Source organism: Bacillus sp. 01N45, from assembly GCF_056399205.1.
The window spans coordinates 154,600-175,473 of record NZ_JBFTQW010000008.1; the positions used below are offsets into that span (position 1 = coordinate 154,600).

A 20,874-nucleotide genomic window follows, 5' to 3' on the forward strand; every position below is an offset into this window, starting at 1 on the left:
TTATTTAAAAGGACTTTTACATTTTTATATTTCCAGTTAATAACATATAAAGTGATGTGATAGCTGCGATAACAATTGCCCACATTACATATCTCTCAATACCTTTAAAACAACGATTTCCTTTTTCTTTTCTTGCATACATGTAAACAATAATCCCAATTCCATACACGATTGAAACAAGTAATAAATTTTTCAAACCTGCTGCATATAGAAGCCATACAGAATAAGTAGAAGCAATTAAAGCTAACGAGCCGTTTTTTACTTTTGCATCTTTTAGTTCGTTTGTAATAACTAATTTAAATTGGAATAACGCTGATAATAAATATGGTACTAAAATTGATGTTGAAGCAATAAAATACATAATTTGATATGTTGATTCTGAAAACAGAACGATTATAAATATAATTTGGGCAACGCCATTTGAGATCCATAATGCCATATGTGGCGTTTGTTTTTTATTTGTTTTCGTAAAGACTTTCGGAAACACGCCATCTTTTCCTGCTACGTGGGAAATTTCAGAAACAAGTAAAAACCAGCCTATTAATGTACCTACTAGTGAAGCAACTAACCCAATGTTAATCGCAACGGCGCCCCATGTCCCAACAACATGTTCTAATACATGTCCCATTGACGGGGTTTCTAACACGGAAAGCTCTCCTCTTGTCATCGCTCCCATAGACAAGACAGAAATTAAAATATAAATAGACATTACTAAAATAAGTCCAAGTACTGTCGCTTTACCAACATCTCGGCTATTTTTCGCTCTACCAGATAATACAACCGCTCCTTCAACCCCAATGAAAACCCAAAGAGTTACAAGCATTGTATTTTTCACCTGACCAAGTATAGAGGAAATTGATATAGTTCCTTCTCCCCAAAAATCATGTGTAAATGTATCCCAGCGAAACGCCGTTACCATTACAACAATAAATAATACGATTGGAACTAATTTCCCTATCGTTGCAATAACATTCATAATAGATGCTTCACGAATTCCAAATAAAATTAGAAAATGAAGTGTCCATAATAAAAGTGATGCACCAACGATAGACGCAACATTATTTCCACCTTTAAAAATGGGGAAGAAATAACCTAATGTACTAAACAGTAACATGATTGTTGCAACGTTTCCTAAAATTCCTGCTAGCCAATATCCCCAAGCACTGTTAAATCCGATATATTCTCCGAAACCAGCACGTGCATAACTATAAATTCCGCCCTCAAGCTCCGGTTTTTGTCTTGCTAACGTTTGATATACGAGCGCGAGTGGAATCATTCCCATCGCTGTAATACACCAACCAATTATTATAGAGCCGCTATTTGCTCCTACTGCTAAATCATGCGGTAAACTAAAAACACCGCCACCAACCATCGTTCCGACTACTAATGCAATTAATGGAAAAAAACCTAACTTCTTTTCTATTTGTACCACCCCATCTGTCATTCTAGGTGTTATGTTCGTTCAACTATTAAAGTCACCTTTTTCTCTAATAGACGTTTCTCTTATATTTTTTCAGGAAAACATTACTTATTCTAAAAGAAAATGAAGAAAAATGGAATACTTTTTTGAAAAAATGTATAAGTATGCACAAAAAAACCGTTCATTTTGTAATGAACGGTCATTTCATACATATAAATTTGTATATTTCTTGTAAAATTAACGAAGTAAATTCTCTTTTTGTAAAAATTGTTTCGCAACTTCTTCACTACTTTTTCCATTCACATTTACTTCATAATTCATTTTTCGCATTTCTTCATCTGTAATCTTCCCAGATAATGTATTTAATACTTTTTCAAGTTCAGGATATTTCTGTAACGTCTCTTTTCTTAATAAAGGTGCACCTTGGTACGGTGGGAATAACCCTTTATCATCTTTTAGCACTTTCAGTCCATACTGCTCAAGTTCACTATCAGTTGAATATGCATCGATTACGTTAACATCCCCTGATTGAATTGCGCTATAACGTAGTTTCGGTTCCATCGTTTTCACATTTAAAAACTTATAGTTATATAATTTTTGCATTCCTTTATAACCGTCTTCACGATCAGCAAATTCTAATGTGAATCCTACTTTAGCATCCTGTGCCATTTTTCCTAAATCAGAAATTGTATTTATATTATTTTGATCTGCTATTTTTTTCGGCATAGCTAGTGCATATGTATTGTTATACTCCATCGGCTTCAACATAACCATATTATATTTCTTTTCCATTCCAATGCGAGCCTGCTCATATACTTCATCCCGATTTGTGCTTTTTGGCTCTTCTTTCACAAAAGTAGATAAAGCTGTTCCCGAAAACTCAGGGTATATATCTACTTCTCCTGATTTCAATGCTTCAAATACAAATGCTGTTTTTCCAAGACCTGGTTTTAATTCTACGTGTAAATCGGTATCCTGTTCAATAAGCTGCTTATACATTTGAATTAAAATTTCAGGTTCTGATCCAAGTTTTCCGGCAATAACAATATCTTTCTTTTGTGTGTTCCAAAGAAAGGGAGAAGCAATCATTATACAAGTAATACATATCGTCAATATAATACGCTTAGAAGAGCGTTTTGGACTCTCAAGCACTAGAAGTACTACATCAAAGAATAAAGCGAGTAACGCGGCTGGTACGGCCCCTAAAATGATAAGCGCATGATCATTTCGATCGATACCAAGTAATATGAGTTTTCCGAGCCCACCAGCACCTATAAGAGCTGCTAATGTAGCTGTTCCAACAATTAATACCATCGCCGTACGAATACCGGCCATAATAATTGGTAATGCAAGAGGAAGCTCTACCTTCCACAGTCTTCTCCAGCTATTCATCCCCATAGCTCTCGCTGCTTCGATTAAAGATTCATCTAACTCCCTTATTCCTGTATATGTGTTTCGTAAAATAGGTAATAGTGCATACACAACTAATGCAATAATGGCTGGGAGTTTTCCAATTCCTACTAACGGAATTAAAAGTCCGAGTAATGCAAGTGATGGCACTGTCTGCATAACCGCAGAAGTTCCTATTATAAATTCAGCCATTCGTTGTTTTCTCGTTAATAAAATGCCAAGTGGCACCGCAATAATTACTGCAAAAAATAGTGAAATAAGCGATATTTGTAAATGCTCACTTAATGCAGTTAGTAATTCTATTTTTCGCTCTTGGAACGTTTGTATAAAATCAGTCACTGTTTAGCCTCTTTCCTTCATTTGTTCAACAATGTAATTAACAATATGACGACTTGTTAAAGCTCCAACATATTGACCATTTTCTTCAACTGGAACGACTTCGTCAGCTCGTACACGAACTAATGCTTCTTGTAAAGAAGAATGCAATGATAATGCATCCCCTTCTACCCGTATACTTTCATCAAGTGGCAATACATCTTCTATACTTTTCCCCTCATACCAAGGTTGTCCACGATTTCCAATGAACTCTTCTACAAACTCATTTTTCGGATTATGTATAATACCTTCTGGTGTATCTAATTGAACTACTTTTCCTTCTTTCATAATACAAATACGATCTCCAAGTGATAATGCTTCTTGCATATCATGTGTTACGAATACAATTGTTTTTTGAATCTTCTTTTGCAATTGTACGATATCCTTTTGAAGCTGTTCCCTACTTAATGGATCTAACGCACTAAACGGTTCATCCATAAGAACGATTTTCGGGTTTGCGGCTAATGCTCTTACGACACCAACGCGCTGCTTTTGCCCTCCTGACAATTCATCAGGCATACGATCGCGATATACGTCTGGGTCTAGCCCGACCATCTGTAGCAACTCATCGACACGAGCTTTTATTTTTTCTTTGCTCCATTTTCTCATTTCAGGAACAACTGCAATATTTTCTGCAATTGTCATATGCGGAAACAAAGCGATTTGCTGCAATACGTATCCTATATTCCAACGCAATTCATTAATATTATATTGTTGAATATCTTTTCCATCGATTAAAATAGATCCTTCAGTCGTTTCAATTAAACGGTTAATCATTTTCATTGTCGTTGTTTTCCCGCAACCACTCGGACCAATGAGAACAAAAAATTCTCCCTTTTTAATTTCTAAATGCAATGAATCCACTGCTTTCATGCCATCTTCATACGCTTTTGACACATGATTAAATTGAATCACAAATACAACTCCTTTAATGTTGTTTCCTTTATTTTGATGGAATACGGCATTCATTTCAAATGATACGCTTTATAATTAAAAAAGAGCTCAAATTTGAGCTCTAACGGTCGAACAATATCGTTTTCATTATTGCAGCATATTCACGTACATACATTTTTTTCTTAGAGCGCATTGGTGTTTCAGCAGCTAGTGCCTCCATCTTCATGCCTAAACGCTTTGCAATTATTTTGGTCCTATACAAATGATACGTATTACTTACAACTACCGCATGTTTCACATCATATAAATCCATACTAAACTTTAAATTCTCATACGTATTTGTAGATTGATCTTCTATTAAAATACGACTCTCATCTATACCATGAACCATTAAATAGTTTCTCATACTATGAGCTTCCGGTATATCTTCATCTTCCCCTTGACCACCTGAAACAATTACTTTCGCTTCAGGATGGGAATGTAAATATTCCAACGCTACATCCAAACGGTTTTGAAGAGATAAAGACGGTCTATCTCCAAATAACTTTGCGCCTAAAATAAGAACGTACGGAGAGTGATTACTCAATTTTTCACGAGCAACTTTCTTCATTCGAAACGTCATATAAAGAATGTACAGTGGTGGAAATAATAAGATTATAAGCAAGATCCATTTGTTCATAAATAAGTTTGCACTCCGATACGATAAACTTAACTAAATCTATACAATTCAATCAAATTTACACGAGTTAGTGCTTCATCGTGTTCTCACAACCCCGAAGGGACGAGGGGTATAACACTCCACACGAGGCAGTATCGTTACCTCCTATTATCAAGCATTTATTTTACCCATCTTGATAAATTTATCGAAGCATTAAAATCTCTATCGTGGTGGCTATTGCACCCAACACAACGCCACTCACGTATTTTTAAACTCCACTGTCCTTCTGGTTGAACTGAATGGTCGTATTTTACTCCGCAACATGAGCAAATCTTGCTTGAGGCGAACCATTTATCAGCTTTTACATACTCAATACCATACTTCTCGCACTTGTATGATAAACATTGAAAGAAGAAGTGTAATTTTTGAAATGAAAATGCTTTCGATAGTTTTTTGTTTTTTAACAGGTTTGAGATAGGTAAGTCTTCCACAACGATCCTCATTGGTTTGTTTTTCACCAATTTAGCTGTTGCTTGATGGATATGGTTAATTCGGATATTCGTAATTTTCCTAGATAACCGCAGGTGCTCAGTTTTAGCTTTTTCATATCCGGCAGATTGAATTTTTACACCTTTTTTAAATCTCCTAGACATATCTCTTTGTGCTAACTTTTTCCTTTTCAAAAGTTTTTTAACCTTGGCATCTTTGTTTATATTTCGTTCTTTCGTACCATTAGAAGCTACAAACAGCTCTTTTAAACCAACATCCACACCAATCGACTCATTGGTTAGTTCTTGTGATTCAAAGTTTTCTTGGAACCCTACACTAATCCACCAGTGACGACCGTCAAATGTAACTCTTGGATTGGATGTTTTTTTGTTTCTTGGTAGTTGTTGGCTTGTTTTCACTTCTCCAATAGACTGAATATGAACTACTTTCTTTCCTATAATCAGTCTTTCATAATTGGCATAAAATCCTTGGATTAAATCTTTTTTTGGATTTATAAGAAGTGTGATAACCATTTTTGTACTTTTCGAACGAATTTTTCCTCGCCTTATCAAAATCTTTTGAAGCCTGTTTAGGAACTTGTGCGTTGATGTCATTTAACCACTCATATCTCTTTCGCTTCTTGATCTTTGTAAATCGTTTCTGTAAAGCTAACTGTGAAACAGATTTTCCAAATAGCTTATAATATCTATCACTCATTCTTTTACAATAGTTATAGGCGAATCTTGCAGCACCAGCATGGTTTCTAAGCACTTTTTCTTGTTCAGGCGTTGGAATCAGTCTAACTTTCTTCGCCAATATCATCAGAAGCCTACTCCTTTACTGTGCGATTATTCGAGCACTCACCTTTCAGATGATAAAAGATTGATTCTTCTGAATAGTAGCATGTTCCATCAGCATTCTCCTAAGACTACTAGGATACAAACCTGTTAATTCCGATACTTGACTAACTCGTAAAAACTCCATTATTATTCTCACCTCATTGAATTTACCATAATGCATAGATTCGGTAGATTCAATGAGACTTGATAGATTTAATTAAATTTATCTCGTTCAACTAAGGGCGCAATTCCTTAGCCAGTTCTCTTATGAACTTCTCATGCTTTCACATGAGCGCAGACTATATGTTTATCTACTTAGAGATAGAGGATTTTTCCACCACCATAGGCTTGTGGTGTACTCTCGTCAGTTATACGAGATAGTCGTTGAACGTTCATCTTATCCATTTTGACTTAGATGATTCGAGGCGGAAGACCCATTGTTCTAGTGTTTAGGATTTAACCTTGCACGATCTGATTGATTTTTTCTGCTTTCGCGACATTCACGCTCGCTATTTCTAGCCACGTTGTAGTTCAATCAGCTTTAGGGATTGCCCGCAGTTAACCCTCACTACTAGCCAATCACTTGACTAGCAGGGCTTACTGATATGTTTAATTAACTTTCGTTATAATTGGTTAAATAAATCGTAACAGTTAATTACCCTTTCTTTTTATTATATAGAAAAAGAAAGGAAGGCAGAAGTATTTTTTAAACGATCGATTTATTAGAAACACTCGCTTCGAATTTACGTTTTGAGATTACATATTTTATAGCAATTCCTAACGAAAGGATCAATATGAAACTTAGTAAATAAAACGGTACCATGACACCTACTTTAGATACACCAGCTGTAAACAGCATTAATAATACAATTCGTATTCCTGTACCAATTAATCGAAATAAGCTGTCTACACGTCCCATTACTTCATTTGGAATTTCCTCCATCATCAATACATTTCTTGCCACTCTTGTACCCGCATTTCCAATTGCATGAAAAATTGCAAGTCCATATAACAACATTACGGAAGGTTCAATAATCATTACGGTAATTGAAATTACATATATGAACATCGTCATGACGATTGAAACTTCTGTCTTTACATATTTCATCATAATTGGAATACTTATTCCCGCAAGAACCGCTCCGACACCGTACATCATACCTTCTATTGCGTATACAGAGGCACTGGCTTTTAATAGATCTGAGATATATACCGGGATTAAATAATTTGCCATCATGACACCGATAAACGGCATATAAGTCGCCAGTAAAAACCAAAAGAACTTCGGACGCTTTTGCATAAAGTGAATCCCTTCGAACAATTGCTTCTTAAATGTTACTTTTCTTTTTACTTCCTTTTTCTTTACATACGGTATACATAAGAAAAGGAAAAATGCTCCTGCAAAAGTTAACATATCTACTAACAAGATCCATTTTAAAGAAATGATTTCAATAAGGAAGCTAGCAGCCGCTCCTGAAATAACTTGAATTAACTGTCCTTGTATTTCCATTGTTCCACTTAAATTTTTATAATGTTCTGCTTGAAATATCTCTTGGTTAAACGCAAATATTGTAGGATAAAATAATAAATAGTAAAATGACCCTGCTATATATATTAGAATATAGTGAATAGAATGATAAGGTTGCCCAGTAAATCCCCATATAGCCATCATTCCAATAACGACTATCCCAATACCTTCATTACATAATAATAAAGATTTTCTTGAAAAACGATCAATACTCTGCCCGATAAACGGTGTTAATAAAAACATAATAAGAGTTGCGATGATGGATACATAACCAAACGTTGTCTCTCCTCCATTCTCTTTAATTAACAACCACGGAATCGTTATCATAACAATGCCGGAACCAATAGCTGATAGACTATTGGCCCCTAGAATGAAATACAAGCGTGAATCTTTATACAGAGATGGCATATCACTCAACTCCTAGTTGTTTTTTCACCTCTTTATATACGCTCATATATGCTTTTAATTCTTTAACTAGATCATGAATTAACGGTTTTGCATCTTCTCCCAGTTCACCGTCTTGTACATGAAGTCCATCAAGCACAACTTGTTTTGGGATTGCATTTGCGTACACCCCTCTAGCAACAATACGCATATTGTTTAATGCGTTAATGCCACCTTTACCGCCTCCAGCAACTGCAAGTAATGCGACAGGTTTATGAACAAATTCACTACTGCTTAAGTAATCTAACGAATTTTTCAACGCTCCACTCATTGCATTATGATATTCAGGTGTACATAGTACTACACCGTCTGCAGTTTTCACTAATGCCTTTAATTTTTTTACCGCTTCTAATTCACGTTGTGATTCTTCCCCGTTATATAAAGGCAGTTCCTCTACTGATAAATCGTATAACTCCCCTTCAAATTGATCAGCAATATATTTTGCCACCACACGAGTTCTACCGAATTTTCTTGGCGTACCGTTAATAACGACTAGTTTCATAATTATTTCTCTCCTTTGTTTTTCAGTTATACTTATATATTATCAGAAATTTCTATACAAAACACAATATAAAGAGGGAACTAGCTTGATAAAATAGTATGATAGACGAAAAAAAGAACTCATACGAAAGTAGGAGTTCTTCACAATTACTTTTCTTCCGCTTTATCGCTCAGTATGTCTATGCTTCTTTTTGCTTCAAAATGGTTATACGCTTTTTCTGCTAATTTAATACGTTCTTCTGGTAATTCTATATATTTCATAACGTTTTCTATTATTTTTTCATACGGAGTAAACACTATTCCTGGCCACTCTATCTCGTCCTCAGGATTACTATTTTCAGAGATAATAAATTTCTTATTTGCCACTGCATAAGAAACTCGAGGAGTTTCAAGAATACCCGATAAGTAAAAATGAATATTTAATATAATTTTAGACCTAGCAATCAACTCATTTCTAACAATTCCCCACGCATTATTTTTAAAAACAATATTTAAATTCGGGGCAACTACTTTTAATTGATTAAAAATAGCTTGTCGCCTTGGGTTAAGAGCACCTATAAACAGTATATCAATGTCTTCAGTTAACTCTTCATCAAATGCATCTTTTTTTATTTCTAGAGTTGGGGCATAGTTCATTTCCACATGTTTTATTTCTTTTCCTACTCCTTTTTGTTTTAACCATTCTATATTTTGTTTACTATAATCCCAAATTTCCTTATCTTTTAATAACATTAAATAAAGAGGATGCGCATAAGGACTTCCTTCATATAGCTGTTCTAAATTATAAACAATTGCATTTTTTGGTAGTAGATTCGGATTATGTGCGTACGTATGCGCTCCAAAAACAATTGTATTTTTCACATTTTCTAGTATTGTTTCTGAAATAATTGCTGTATTTCCCTCCTGCTCCAATCGCCATTTCAAAGCTCGCGCAACATCTATAAAACTACCATACGTCTTTGGGCATATAAAAAGACAATAATCATATTCTTTATTCAAATAAGCTTCCATTAGTCTTAAATTATTTTTATATAAATCCACATCCGGATATTTAATTAAAAGCTCACTTGCATGTTTTTTTGCTACTTTATACATTCCTGCATAATAAGCAGCAATGCACCTTCTTAATTCGATTTTTTGCCGATGCTCTTCTGCTACGTCCATGTCTATAAGGAGATTTGCGATACAATACGCTTTTAAATGATCACGATCATAATAATAATCTAGTAGTGGCATCAATTCTTCATACGTATTTCCATGCACGGATTCCCCTAGTTCTAGCGCCCATCGTATTAATTCCATGATTACTCCACTACTCCTTTAACCGACAATGTATTTAATAAAATTTCGCATTACTTTCTACCATATTTGCTATATGCAACGGTAGCTCTTCTTTTTTCGATTCCAAATATTTTTGTGATACTGCACCTAAATGTTTTTTATGCGGTATATAAAAAGCACTTATAGAAATCTCATAGTCAAATAAGTAATCATACACATGATAATCTACAAATAGCAGATCATTTTTCGGAAAAGGAATTTCCTTCCCTTGCAACGCATACATCAAAGCAATATTATTTTGAGATTTTAATCGATACATTCTTGCAAGTTGGTATAATGGCTCAGCCCGAGTTGGTCTATATTCCCACGCTTTTTGAAAATAAAGAATAGCTAATGCTGTATATTGCTCTTCTTGCGCCTTAGCATTTTCTTTTTCATCCACTTCTGTTACCTCATATTGTTTATTTGCTGAACGGTTTGCTAATTGTTCATAACAAAATCCTATTCGCAATAACGAATAGAACACCTCTTCAACCCATCCACCTGCTTCCACTCTTTTTTTGTACCATTTAATCGAATCTTCAAATTGACTTAAATGAAAATAAGTTTGGGCTAAGTAAAATAAATATCTTATATGCAAATCTGGCGTTGTTTCTGAATCACTCAATCCTTGTAACAACAACCGCTCATCTCTCTCAAATTTATCAGCTTTACTACCACCATCCCCAGGATCGTTAACGACAAGCGTCTCTAACCTAGCTACCCTCGTATTGTAATTCGCACCAACTTTGGAACGATCTATATCCCAATACTCATGAGTAACACCGACAGATTTCCATGGTAAAGAAGCTTTCAAAAGGCGTGTAAGCCAATACTTAATATGAATATCATATTGCATTGTAAGATAGTGGTCTTCCGTTAAACTAGTCTTATCAAACTCGGGATCAACTTCTAATATCATATCTGCATCTAATATTAATAAATAATCTGCTTCTGGATATGTTTTTTGTGCTAATGAAACTGCTAAACTTCTGTTATAGCCAAAATTTTGAAATGGTTCATGATGAACTGTTCCAGGGATTTCATTTTCTTCACACCAATTTTCAATAATTTCAGGTGTATTATCAGTTGATCCCGTATCACAAATAGAAACAAAATCTACAATTGATTTTGTAGCATTTAAACATCTTTCCATAATTCTAGACTCGTTTTTAACAATCATACAAAGACATAACTTTTTTTCTTCCCCTGCATTCTTCACTTGCTCATTTCCCATTTAACCACCTCATATTTTATTAACACGCTCTTTTCATATGTAACACCACTTCATAGCTACACTGATGACATAATCATCCTTTTACTATTTATGARAATTTCATTTTATTTATTCTTATTTTTATGTTGGGACATCTTTCATGCTTCACTATATATTTGATACAATCAGTACAAATAAACAATGATTGATTGATATTTTTAAATTAGAGATTTCTTACACTATAAAAAAAGAAACTTGCGCCTATGCACAAGTTTCTTTTTAAAAACAACCTTATTTTTTCACAACTTCATGTCCACCGAACTGATTACGAAGAGCTGAAACTACTTTTCCGTGGAATGTATCATCTTCTTGAGAACGGTAGCGCATAAATAATGACATTGCGATTACCGGTGCTGCCGCTTGAAGTTCAAGTGCCGTTTCCACAGTCCATTTCCCTTCTCCTGAAGAGTTCATCACACCTTTAATGCCATCAAGTTTAGGATCATCTGCAAATGCCTTTTCAGTTAAGTCCATTAACCAACCGCGGATAACTGATCCGTTTGCCCATACTTTAGCAACATCTTCATAATTGAAATCAAAATCACTTTTATCTAACACTTCAAAGCCTTCAGCGATTGCTTGCATCATTCCGTATTCAATACCGTTATGAACCATTTTTAAGAAATGACCACTTCCGACGCGGCCTGCATAAGAATACCCATTCTCTACTGCTAAATCTTTAAATAAAGGTTCTAATTGATCATAAATTTCTTTTTCTCCACCAACCATTAAGCAAGCACCGTATCTAGCTCCTTCTACACCGCCTGATGTACCGATATCTACGTAATGTAAACCAAAACTTTTCGCTTCTTCAGCACGGCGTAACGTATCTTTATAGAATGAATTCCCGCCTTCAATAACGATATCGCCTTCCTCTAATAATGGATATACATCTTTTAGTACCGATTCAACAACTTCTCCCGCAGGTACCATTACCCAAATTGTACGAGGAGCTTCTAGTTCAGCAATCATTTCTTTTAATGTATGACGAGCAGTAATCCCTATTGCCCCTGCCTTTTCAACAAGCTCTTTATTAACGTCATATACAACTACTTCATGCTTGTCTTCATATAAATGTTCTGCTAATGGGAATCCCATTTTTCCTAATCCAATTAAACCTAGTTTCATATTCATCAATCTCCCATTCTATACAAATATATTTAATAACGAAATTAGTCCAAGTGCTACAACAGATAATATCGTCTCCATTGCAGTCCATGTTAATAATGTTTCTTTCACAGTCATTCCAAAATACTCTTTAATCATCCAAAATCCAGAATCATTTACATGTGATAAAATTAATGACCCTGCACCTGTTGCAAGTGCTAGTAGTTCAACATTTACACCTGATGTACTTGCTGCAATCGGTGCTACAATTCCAGCTGCTGTCATCATAGAAACTGTAGCAGATCCAGTCGCAATTCGGATAAGTGCCGCAATTCCCCAACCTAATAATATCGGTGAAATATGAGATTCTTTCGCCATTTCTGCGATTGTCGTTCCAATTCCAGAATCTAATAATACTTTATTAAACGCACCGCCTGCACCGATAACTAACAGTATGTTCGCAATAGGCCCTAAACAATCATTTGTAAATTTTAATACTTTATCTTTTGAGAAACCTTTTGCATAACCAAGACTAAAGAAAGAATATATCGTTGCAATTAATAACGCGACTATTGGATCTCCAATGAAGTGCAATACTTGTGCAAGTTGACTTGTTTTGCTTAGCCCTACTTCCGCAATCGATGCACCTAGCATAAGAAATACTGGAAGTAAAATAGTAAACAATGTATTTCCGAAACTAGGAAGTTCCTTCTTCTTATCTCTTTCAATAAATTGCTCCGCTATATCTAATGGTACTTCTTTATGTATACGAGCACCGATCCATTTCCCGTAAAGCGGACCTGAAATGATTGCAGTTGGAAGTCCGACGATTAAAGCATATAAAATTGTCTTCCCTACATCTGCTTTAAAAATACCTACTGCTGCCATCGCCGCTGGATGCGGTGGCACGAGTCCGTGTACAACAGATAGTCCTGCTACTAGTGGAATACCGATTGTAATAAGTGATACCCCTGTTTCTAACGCAATTGTAAATACTAATGGAATTAGTAGTACAAATCCAACTTGGAAAAATACTGGAATCCCTACTAAAAATGCAACGAACATCATCGCCCAGTGAACACGTTTCTTCCCAAAACGATCTATTAATGTGGTAGCAATTCGTTCAGCACCGCCAGATTCGGCCATCATTTTTCCTAGCATGGTTCCTAATGCTAAAACTATCGCTAAAAACCCTAACGTATTACCAAGCCCTAGTTTAATAGAATCGATAATCCCTGGATCTTTTGGTGAAGTTCCAATCAATGGCATTCCCATTGCAAGTCCTACACCAATTGCTGTTAAAATTAACGCGACAAACGGATGCCATTTTACTACTGTAATAAGTAAAAGTAGTATGACAACTGCCGCTAGTACGATTCCAACTACCATTTCTCCCAATCCCCCTATTGTTTACGTTGGAAAGCAGCTATACAATCAAATTCTTCTTTCAAGCGATTGTAAAGTCGTTCATACATATAAAACATTTCTAAATATATAGCCGTATTTTCTTTATTCGGTACATGATGATGAACAATATCAATCCAATCCTTTACCTCTTCAAGAGAATCAATTTTTCCTACAGCATATAAAGCAACTGCCGCTGCCCCAAGCGCAGATGCTTCATGACTTTCAGGAACAAGCAATTCTTTTCCCATCATATCGGATAACATTTGTCTCCAAAATGCAGATTTCGCAAAACCTCCTGAAACGCGTATTTCAGTAAGTGGCCCTGTACAATCCCTGATTGCGAGTGCAACAGAATATACGCTCATACAAACACCTTCCATGACTGCACGTATAAAATGTTCTCGTTTATGCTGAAGGTTTATTCCAAAGAATGTACCACGAGCATTTGCATTCCAGTACGGTGCACGCTCTCCAGATAAAAACGGTAAAAATAGCAATCCACCCGCTCCAGCTGGTACACTTTCCGCATACTTAATTAATAAATCATACGGATCAATGCCAAGTTTTTTTGCTACTTCTTGCTCTGGGCTACCAAATTCATCACGTAACCATCTCAGTAATATTCCGCCGTTATTCGTTGGTCCGCCGATCACCCAGTGCTCGTCTGTTAATGCATAACAAAACGTTCTTCCTTTTTCATCTGTATTAACACTTGATGAAATTGTTCGAACCGCACCACTTGTACCAATTGTAATTGCAGCTGAGCCAGGCGATATTGCCCCAACGCCCACATTCGCAAGAACACCATCACTTGCACCAATAACAACTGGCGTATCTTCACGAATACCCATCTTTTGTGCTAATTCCGGTTTCATACCCGACAAAATATATGTAGTTGGCACTGGTGTTGATAATTGTTCTGGTGACATATGTAACAACGTTAAAACATCTTCATCCCAGTTTAATGTTTCTAAATTAAATAACCCAGTAGCTGATGCTATTGAATAATCCACTACGTAACGTGAAAACAATTGATACATAACATACTCTTTAATGGAAATAAATTTATATGCGCTCGCATATAATTCTGGCTCTTCCTCTTTCATCCACAATAATTTAGAAAGTGGCGACATCGGATGAATTGGTGTACCCGTTCGTCTATAAATTTCATGACCATTCATATGTTGTAATAATTTTTCTGACTGTTTCGTACTTCGATTATCTGCCCAAATGATAGAACGCGTTAATGGTGCACCGTTTTTATCTACTGCAATTAATGCGTGCATTGCTGTACTAATACCGATTGAAGAAATATCCTCTGGTAACACGTTACCCTTTCGGATGGCAACGCTTACAGTTTTATATACAGCAGCACATATTACATCAGGATCTTGCTCAGCCCATCCGACGTTCGGTTGAATAATTGGATAATCAACTGCATGTGATGCAACGACTTTTCCTTTTTCTGTAAATACAACCGTTTTTGTACTTGTGGTACCGATATCAATCCCGATTACTCTCCCCCTTGTTTCCATGCGGATCTTCCCTTCGTTTCTAGCAAAATACGATCTAGTAAACCGTTTACATGAATTAGTATATAAAATATTTTTTCATTAATCAAGTTTTAAAAAGAAAATTTTTTTCATAACAAAAAATATATCCCCATCATTCCATTTCACTTACATACTAAATTTAGATTTTCCCCGCGGTAAAGTTGCGTTATATTCGTTACGTTTCGCAACACACTCTCTTTTTCTTTCATTAACAACACATACATAGTCCTTCCTTACGTTCTACTCATTTGTATGAAAAAGGAGTTGTACAGCAACTACCTCCGCAATGGAAATTTTGTGCACTTTGCTCGTTTTTATTGTATTAAGTTCACTCGTCCTTTTATCTTAATAGTCTTAGAGTGCGGATCCTACTATCACTTTATTAACTTGTAAATATATGTTCCATACTATAAAATCTAATAGTATTTTTATTTTTCAGAAAAATAAAACAATATTTTAGACTTTATTGTATAATGTTGTAAAAAGATGTCGGAGGGATTTAATGTTACATAAAATATCTCAATTCACAATTAAGCTTTCATCAATTCTTTTATCACTGTTACTATTATTAAATTTACCTTATTTATTTATCACTCAACAAGGATTCACCTTTCAACCAATTTATTTTTTTAACCAGATCGTTACTATGTTAAAACAGGTTTTCTCACCTGAATCATTGTTGGTTATAGGATCAGACCCAAAGTTTGGTCATTTAAAAACAACACCATTATTTCCAACTGTTTTAGAACCTTACCTATATTCGTTTATTGTATTATTTGTGGCCTTTTTGCTTGCGCTCTTTATCTCATCTAGCATGGCATTTTTTTATTTTTTAGCAAAAGATTATATAAAAAAATGGATAAACCGAATTGTGTTCATATTAGAAGCTGTCCCTGATATGATGATGATGATTTGTTTGCAAATATTTTTCATTTGGGTACTTAAGAAATTTGGGGAAGCTCCTTTCACCATTATTTCTTTTAATGAAAATCGCGCTTATTTACTCCCTATTTTATCTTTAGCGGTCTTACCTACATTACAAATGTTTCGGATGATGGTGTTATACATACAAGAAGAACATGGAAAACATTACGTAGAGGTTGCATATGGAAAAGGTCTTTCATCAAGTTATATACTACGCATTCATTTATTCAAAAATATATCTATCCACTTCTTCTACCATTTAAAAACGATTTTTGTTTTCTTACTTTCTAACTTATTCATTTTAGAATTTGTTTTTAATATGCAAGGTATTATTCAATTTTTATTTAAGAAGGCGTTTATTTCACCTCCCGCTGCATTTATTATACTTGTCATGATTATTTTACCGTTTTATGCCATTTTTCAAATAATCTCTCTCATGATGAATAGATGGCAAAAACAATTGAAAGGAGTAGCTTTATGAAATCTATTTGGAAATCAAAACGCTTTTTAATCGGCTTTACTTATTTATTCATACTTGTTTCAGCTAGTTTTATTTATAGTTGGTTCTTTAAAGATAACATCCCAAAACCTCCTCAGTTACTTTACAATGACAATAACGAATTACTTGGAAAGGCCCCCTTTCCACCATCGTTAATACCGCCTTTTGGATCTGATCGTTTTGGAGAGTCTGTTTTCTTACAAATTATAGAAGGAGCAAAATTTACCATTTTATTAGCCGTGGCAATTAGCTTCTTTCGAATTTTATTCGGAACATGTATAGGAATCCTCTTAAGTTTATATGCTCCAAAATTCAAGAGATTTTACCAGTCATGCTCAGAAGTTTTTTATTACATTCCTACTTTATTTATCGCATTTATACTCATCACGCCCGTTAATATTGTAATCGTATCAAATGCTGATAGATTAGATCCAAATATTTCATTTGCTTTTTATCAAGTACTCGTACTTATTTTCGTCGCTCTGCCTACACTTTCTTTATATATATCCTCAGAGGTTGAGGAATTTATGAAACAAGATTACATTTTAAGTTCCCAATTGCTAGGGGCTAGCCGTTTTCATATTATCAAAAAACACTTACGAGTCTTATTACTTGATCGCTTATTTGTGTTATTCATGGAACATATCGTCCAAGCACTCATACTCGTTATCCATTTAGCGTTGCTTGATATTGTAATTGGCGGGATACAAATGCGTGAACTCTATGACGGAGTACTCAAACCTGTTTCTCTATCTAATGATTGGGCAGGCCTTATTGGATTAAATCGTTATGAAATGAATATTTCATGGTGGATTATTTTGTATACTCTCGTTTCATTCTTTATTACGATTCTATTTATAAAGCTTATGACAATCGGGATTCAAGATGCACTGAAAGCAAGAGATTCGCTAGTTGTAGCAATTCAAACCGTTCCAAATCATAAAAAATTTGTTAAAAGTAAAGATTCTTTTTCGTTTGTAGATAAAGTGAACCTTTAATCCTTTCTCGTTAGTCGACATTGATAGTAGTGGAATGCAAAGAAGATGATTCCTGTTGAATGCAGGGATCATCTTCTTTCTGCCGTCTAACTTTTTTACATGTCTTTAGCTAGACTCATGCTTTTTATATTTAAAATGAATTATTTGCAATCACAATTATGCTGTTTAAAATCGATTACCATACGTCCTTGAATTCTACCTTGTTCCATTTCTTCGAATACATTTTGTACTTTATCTAGAGAACAAGTTTGAACAACCGGCACTACTTTTCCTTCTGCACCGAACATGAATGCCTCTTCTAAGTCTTTACGAGTACCGACTAGAGAACCAACTACTTCAATTCCATCTAGTACAAGTCGCGGAATGTTTAAATCCATCGTTTCTACTGGTAAACCTACTGCAACGACTTTACCACAAGCACGTACTGCATCAACTGCTGAATTGAACGCTACTTTAGAAACGGCTGTTACTACAGCAGCATAAGCACCACCAAACTCATCTTGAACAATCTTATCAGCAGGACCTTGAGAAATTGGATTGATAGTCATATCCGCACCAACCTCTTTTGCTAATGCTAATTTATCGTCATTAATATCTACTGCAATTACCTTTGCACCAAATACGTTTTTAGCATATTGGATAGCTAGGTTACCTAATCCACCACACCCATAGATGACGATAGGTTGACCAGGTTTAATGTCTGATACTTTTATTGCTTTATATGTAGTTACGCCCGCACATGTGATTGATGATGCTTGAGCAGGATCTAATCCTTCTGGTACTTTCACAGCATAATCAGCTGTAACAATACATTGTTCTGCCATACCACCATCTACTGAATAACCAGCATTCTTAACTTCACGGCAAAATGTTTCTCTACCAGTTATGCAATATTCACAACGTCCACAAGATTGGAACATCCATGCAATACTTACACGGTCACCTATTTTTAGTGAAGTTACATCATCAGCAATTTTCGTAACAATACCTACACCCTCATGACCAAGAATACGGCCATCTGTGTTTCCAAAATCATGATTTGCAACGTGTAAATCAGTATGACAAACTCCACAATACTCTACATCTACTAGCGCTTCACCTGAGTGTAACGGACGTAATTCCTTTTCAATAACTTCAATGTTTGCTTTACTATTTTTATTAACTACTACTGCTTTCATATGTGATCTCCCCTTTAGTGTTTTAGAATTTTAATGAGTTCATCTCACAACTTCTACCTGCACTGTTTCGGCCAATTATTGCACCAAATTTAAATGTTCAATCATCATTACACGTTCATCATAACATGTAATTTTAAAAGCTTATTGTTAAATATTGAACAATATTTGAATTATTAACCAAATGTTTATTTGAAGGGAAAACCGAAATTGCATCTATGTATAGTTTATTAGAACTCTACGCGGGAGTAAAAAACTCAATTAATAAAGATTTTTTAAAACAGGAAATTATAATCATCAAATTTTCACAAAAGACTATTTGCCAATATAAAAAGCCCTTCAATTGAAGGACTTTTTATATTCGTTTCATCGAAATTGTTTCGCGTATACTTTGTAAATTTTGCAATGTCTCTTCTTGGCGTTGTAACGATAACCCAACGTATAAAGTATCTAACAAACTTAACTGTGCTAATCTTGATGAACTTGCTTCTGTACGGAATTCCGTCTCACGTGTTGAAGTATATAATGTAATATTAGCAAGTTGACTTAATGCTGATTTCTGATAGCTCGTAATTGCAATAATGCGAGCTCCTCTTGCTTTTGCTACTTCTAACGCTTCCAGTAACCCTTTATTGCTACCAGAATGAGAAATTGCAATTACCACTGCTTCTTTAGTAAGTAAACCCGCACCCATAATTTGAAAATGTGAATCTGTATGAGCAATACAAGAAATACCCGTTCTCATAAATTTATGATATGCATCCATCGCTATAATACCAGAACCACCATTTCCATAAAACTCAATACGACTTGCATCTTGCAATACCTTTACGGCTTGCTCTAGCGCTGTATCATTTAACAAATGCAATGTATCTTGCAGTCCTGTAATATGCGAATGAAAAACTTTTTTAGCAACAGTTACCATACTATCTTCTGCCGATACTTCTTCATGAATATTTTGCATAGGAGTATGTACAATTTCACGAGCTAATGTAATCTTTAAATCTTGAAACCCTTGAAAACCGAGGTGCTTACATAAGCGGAATATCGTAGCTTCAGAACTATTCGTAACTTCAGCTAATTCTGTAATAGATTTATGTACAACATCTTGTGGATGTTTCAATATATGTTCGGCAATACTTCGCAATTTCGGTGATAAACCATTTAACGAAGCCTGAATCTTTCCAATCCCACTTCTTGTACCTGGCATAGCATATCTTCCCCTTCCATCGTAGTTTTATTGTACCTAATTATAGAAAGAAGAAAAACCTTTATTTAGCACTACTATAAATTGAAACTTTAATCAGTGAGAGTATTGTACATCTCCCACTAATTATAAGCCCGCAAATAGCGGGATAAATTTTAAATACTCCTATGTATTCTGTCGTAACATGGGACATAATTATTCATACTTATTATTTCCCCCGTGCTTCACCGCATATAATGCAGCTTGCGTACGATCATCTACTTCCAATTTAGCTAAAACATTTGAAACATGTGTTTTCACAGTCTGTTCTGTAATATGAAGCTCTGCTGCAATTTCTTTATTACTTCGCCCTTTCGCAATTTCACGAAGTACTTCTTGCTCTCTTTTTGTTAACATGGAAAAAGGGTTCTCTTTTTCTTTCTTAACTGCTGATCGTCCGAATAGTGCTGGTGTTACTTTCGGATGAAAATTCGCATTTCCTTCATGTACTGCAATGATAGAAGCAACAAGTTGCTCTGGTTGTACTTCTTTTAATTGATAACCATCTGCTCCAGCTTCCAGTGCTGGTAAAACATAATCTTGCTCTGAAAAACTGCTTAATATAAGTATCTTTATTGTTTTATCATATTGCTTTATCCGTTTTGTTGCTTCTATACCATCCATCTTCGGCATTGATAGATCCATTAATACTACATCTGGTCTTTCCGTTTGAATGAATGTTAATGCCTCTTCACCATTTTCTGCTTCCCCAACTATTTCAAATTCTTCTCTCGTTTTTAAAAAGAACACAAGTCCTCTTCGAACGATATGATGATCCTCAACTAGTAGTAATTTAATCTTCAATCTTCTT

General features: G+C 35.0%; 18 protein-coding genes. 2 read left to right on the top strand and 16 right to left on the bottom strand.

The window, feature by feature from the left end; all coding sequences use genetic code 11:
- Window positions 1–16 precede the first annotated feature (16 nt).
- From AC1DMU_RS19625 to gntK, 13 genes are all read right to left on the bottom strand, one after another.
- Window positions 17–1,444 carry a basic amino acid/polyamine antiporter gene (locus tag AC1DMU_RS19625; protein WP_088063270.1) on the bottom strand — a complete coding sequence of 476 codons (1,428 nt, stop codon included), beginning with the start codon at window positions 1,442–1,444 and terminating at the stop codon, window positions 17–19.
- A gap of 213 nt (window positions 1,445–1,657) precedes the next feature.
- Window positions 1,658–3,169 (bottom strand): ABC transporter permease/substrate-binding protein, encoded by a 1,512-nt coding sequence (locus tag AC1DMU_RS19630; RefSeq protein WP_088063269.1) that lies wholly within the window; start codon window positions 3,167–3,169, stop codon window positions 1,658–1,660.
- A 3-nt stretch (window positions 3,170–3,172) separates the two neighbouring features.
- Entirely contained in the window at window positions 3,173–4,120 is a 948-nt protein-coding gene (locus AC1DMU_RS19635) for an ABC transporter ATP-binding protein (protein ID WP_048546583.1), read from the bottom strand.
- 100 nt (window positions 4,121–4,220) lie between these two features.
- Window positions 4,221–4,778 carry a YdcF family protein gene (locus AC1DMU_RS19640; RefSeq protein WP_088063268.1) on the bottom strand — a complete coding sequence of 186 codons (558 nt, stop codon included), beginning with the start codon at window positions 4,776–4,778 and terminating at the stop codon, window positions 4,221–4,223.
- Between the two features lie 158 nt (window positions 4,779–4,936).
- The gene (locus AC1DMU_RS19645) at window positions 4,937–5,818 is read right to left on the bottom strand and encodes an RNA-guided endonuclease InsQ/TnpB family protein (protein WP_252196028.1); all 882 of its coding nucleotides are present in this window, start codon (window positions 5,816–5,818) and stop codon (window positions 4,937–4,939) included.
- Window positions 5,715–6,068: a helix-turn-helix domain-containing protein gene (locus AC1DMU_RS19650; protein WP_252196027.1), complete on the bottom strand. Its 354-nt coding sequence runs from the start codon at window positions 6,066–6,068 to the stop codon at window positions 5,715–5,717. The genes AC1DMU_RS19645 and AC1DMU_RS19650 overlap by 104 nt, the downstream gene beginning before the upstream one ends.
- Window positions 6,069–6,791: 723 nt before the next feature.
- Window positions 6,792–8,021 carry an MFS transporter gene (locus tag AC1DMU_RS19655; protein ID WP_088063267.1) on the bottom strand — a complete coding sequence of 410 codons (1,230 nt, stop codon included), beginning with the start codon at window positions 8,019–8,021 and terminating at the stop codon, window positions 6,792–6,794.
- Between the two features lies 1 nt (window position 8,022).
- Entirely contained in the window at window positions 8,023–8,559 is a 537-nt protein-coding gene (locus AC1DMU_RS19660) for an NADPH-dependent FMN reductase (RefSeq protein WP_046955699.1), read from the bottom strand.
- Between the two features lie 146 nt (window positions 8,560–8,705).
- Window positions 8,706–9,860 (bottom strand): CgeB family protein, encoded by a 1,155-nt coding sequence (locus AC1DMU_RS19665; protein WP_088063266.1) that lies wholly within the window; start codon window positions 9,858–9,860, stop codon window positions 8,706–8,708.
- 34 nt (window positions 9,861–9,894) lie between these two features.
- Window positions 9,895–11,115: a tetratricopeptide repeat-containing glycosyltransferase gene (locus tag AC1DMU_RS19670; RefSeq protein WP_060488647.1), complete on the bottom strand. Its 1,221-nt coding sequence runs from the start codon at window positions 11,113–11,115 to the stop codon at window positions 9,895–9,897.
- Between the two features lie 270 nt (window positions 11,116–11,385).
- Window positions 11,386–12,282 (bottom strand): phosphogluconate dehydrogenase (NAD(+)-dependent, decarboxylating), encoded by an 897-nt coding sequence (gene gnd, locus AC1DMU_RS19675; protein ID WP_060488646.1) that lies wholly within the window; start codon window positions 12,280–12,282, stop codon window positions 11,386–11,388.
- Window positions 12,283–12,300: 18 nt separating this feature from the next.
- On the bottom strand, window positions 12,301–13,650 hold the full coding sequence (locus AC1DMU_RS19680; RefSeq protein WP_142291725.1) for a GntP family permease: 1,350 nt from the start codon (window positions 13,648–13,650) through the stop codon (window positions 12,301–12,303).
- A gap of 14 nt (window positions 13,651–13,664) precedes the next feature.
- Entirely contained in the window at window positions 13,665–15,203 is a 1,539-nt protein-coding gene (gene gntK, locus AC1DMU_RS19685; RefSeq protein WP_088063264.1) for a gluconokinase, read from the bottom strand.
- 520 nt (window positions 15,204–15,723) lie between these two features.
- On the opposite strand from gntK, the gene AC1DMU_RS19690 reads away from it, so the two are divergent.
- Window positions 15,724–16,626 carry an ABC transporter permease subunit gene (locus tag AC1DMU_RS19690; protein ID WP_064470577.1) on the top strand — a complete coding sequence of 301 codons (903 nt, stop codon included), beginning with the start codon at window positions 15,724–15,726 and terminating at the stop codon, window positions 16,624–16,626.
- Window positions 16,623–17,642: an ABC transporter permease gene (locus AC1DMU_RS19695; protein ID WP_142291724.1), complete on the top strand. Its 1,020-nt coding sequence runs from the start codon at window positions 16,623–16,625 to the stop codon at window positions 17,640–17,642. The genes AC1DMU_RS19690 and AC1DMU_RS19695 overlap by 4 nt, the downstream gene beginning before the upstream one ends.
- A 140-nt stretch (window positions 17,643–17,782) precedes the next feature.
- Here the strand turns inward: AC1DMU_RS19695 and adhP are convergent, their stop codons facing one another.
- The 3 genes from adhP to AC1DMU_RS19710 form a co-directional block, all read right to left on the bottom strand.
- Window positions 17,783–18,820, bottom strand: coding sequence for an alcohol dehydrogenase AdhP (gene adhP / locus AC1DMU_RS19700; RefSeq protein ID WP_000649116.1), 1,038 nt, complete (start codon window positions 18,818–18,820; stop codon window positions 17,783–17,785).
- Window positions 18,821–19,172: 352 nt separating this feature from the next.
- Complete coding sequence (locus AC1DMU_RS19705) at window positions 19,173–20,027, bottom strand: MurR/RpiR family transcriptional regulator (RefSeq protein ID WP_088063262.1); 855 nt, start codon at window positions 20,025–20,027, stop codon at window positions 19,173–19,175.
- A 192-nt stretch (window positions 20,028–20,219) separates the two neighbouring features.
- Entirely contained in the window at window positions 20,220–20,867 is a 648-nt protein-coding gene (locus AC1DMU_RS19710; RefSeq protein WP_048541220.1) for a response regulator, read from the bottom strand.
- Window positions 20,868–20,874 lie beyond the last annotated feature (7 nt).

Bases quoted from the DNA above. Each gene is read 5' to 3' on its own strand.
- AC1DMU_RS19625 (WP_088063270.1), bottom strand. From the start codon at position 1,444: ATGACAGATGGGGTGGTACAAATAGAAAAGAAGTTAGGTTTTTTTCCA.
- AC1DMU_RS19640 (WP_088063268.1), bottom strand. From the start codon at position 4,778: ATGAACAAATGGATCTTGCTTATAATCTTATTATTTCCACCACTGTAC.
- AC1DMU_RS19650 (WP_252196027.1), bottom strand. From the start codon at position 6,068: ATGATATTGGCGAAGAAAGTTAGACTGATTCCAACGCCTGAACAAGAA.
- AC1DMU_RS19655 (WP_088063267.1), bottom strand. From the start codon at position 8,021: ATGCCATCTCTGTATAAAGATTCACGCTTGTATTTCATTCTAGGGGCC.
- AC1DMU_RS19660 (WP_046955699.1), bottom strand. From the start codon at position 8,559: ATGAAACTAGTCGTTATTAACGGTACGCCAAGAAAATTCGGTAGAACT.
- AC1DMU_RS19665 (WP_088063266.1), bottom strand. From the start codon at position 9,860: ATGGAATTAATACGATGGGCGCTAGAACTAGGGGAATCCGTGCATGGA.
- AC1DMU_RS19670 (WP_060488647.1), bottom strand. From the start codon at position 11,115: ATGGGAAATGAGCAAGTGAAGAATGCAGGGGAAGAAAAAAAGTTATGT.
- gnd (WP_060488646.1), bottom strand. From the start codon at position 12,282: ATGAAACTAGGTTTAATTGGATTAGGAAAAATGGGATTCCCATTAGCA.
- AC1DMU_RS19680 (WP_142291725.1), bottom strand. From the start codon at position 13,650: ATGGTAGTTGGAATCGTACTAGCGGCAGTTGTCATACTACTTTTACTT.
- gntK (WP_088063264.1), bottom strand. From the start codon at position 15,203: ATGGAAACAAGGGGGAGAGTAATCGGGATTGATATCGGTACCACAAGT.
- AC1DMU_RS19690 (WP_064470577.1), top strand. From the start codon at position 15,724: ATGTTACATAAAATATCTCAATTCACAATTAAGCTTTCATCAATTCTT.
- AC1DMU_RS19695 (WP_142291724.1), top strand. From the start codon at position 16,623: ATGAAATCTATTTGGAAATCAAAACGCTTTTTAATCGGCTTTACTTAT.
- adhP (WP_000649116.1), bottom strand. From the start codon at position 18,820: ATGAAAGCAGTAGTAGTTAATAAAAATAGTAAAGCAAACATTGAAGTT.
- AC1DMU_RS19705 (WP_088063262.1), bottom strand. From the start codon at position 20,027: ATGCCAGGTACAAGAAGTGGGATTGGAAAGATTCAGGCTTCGTTAAAT.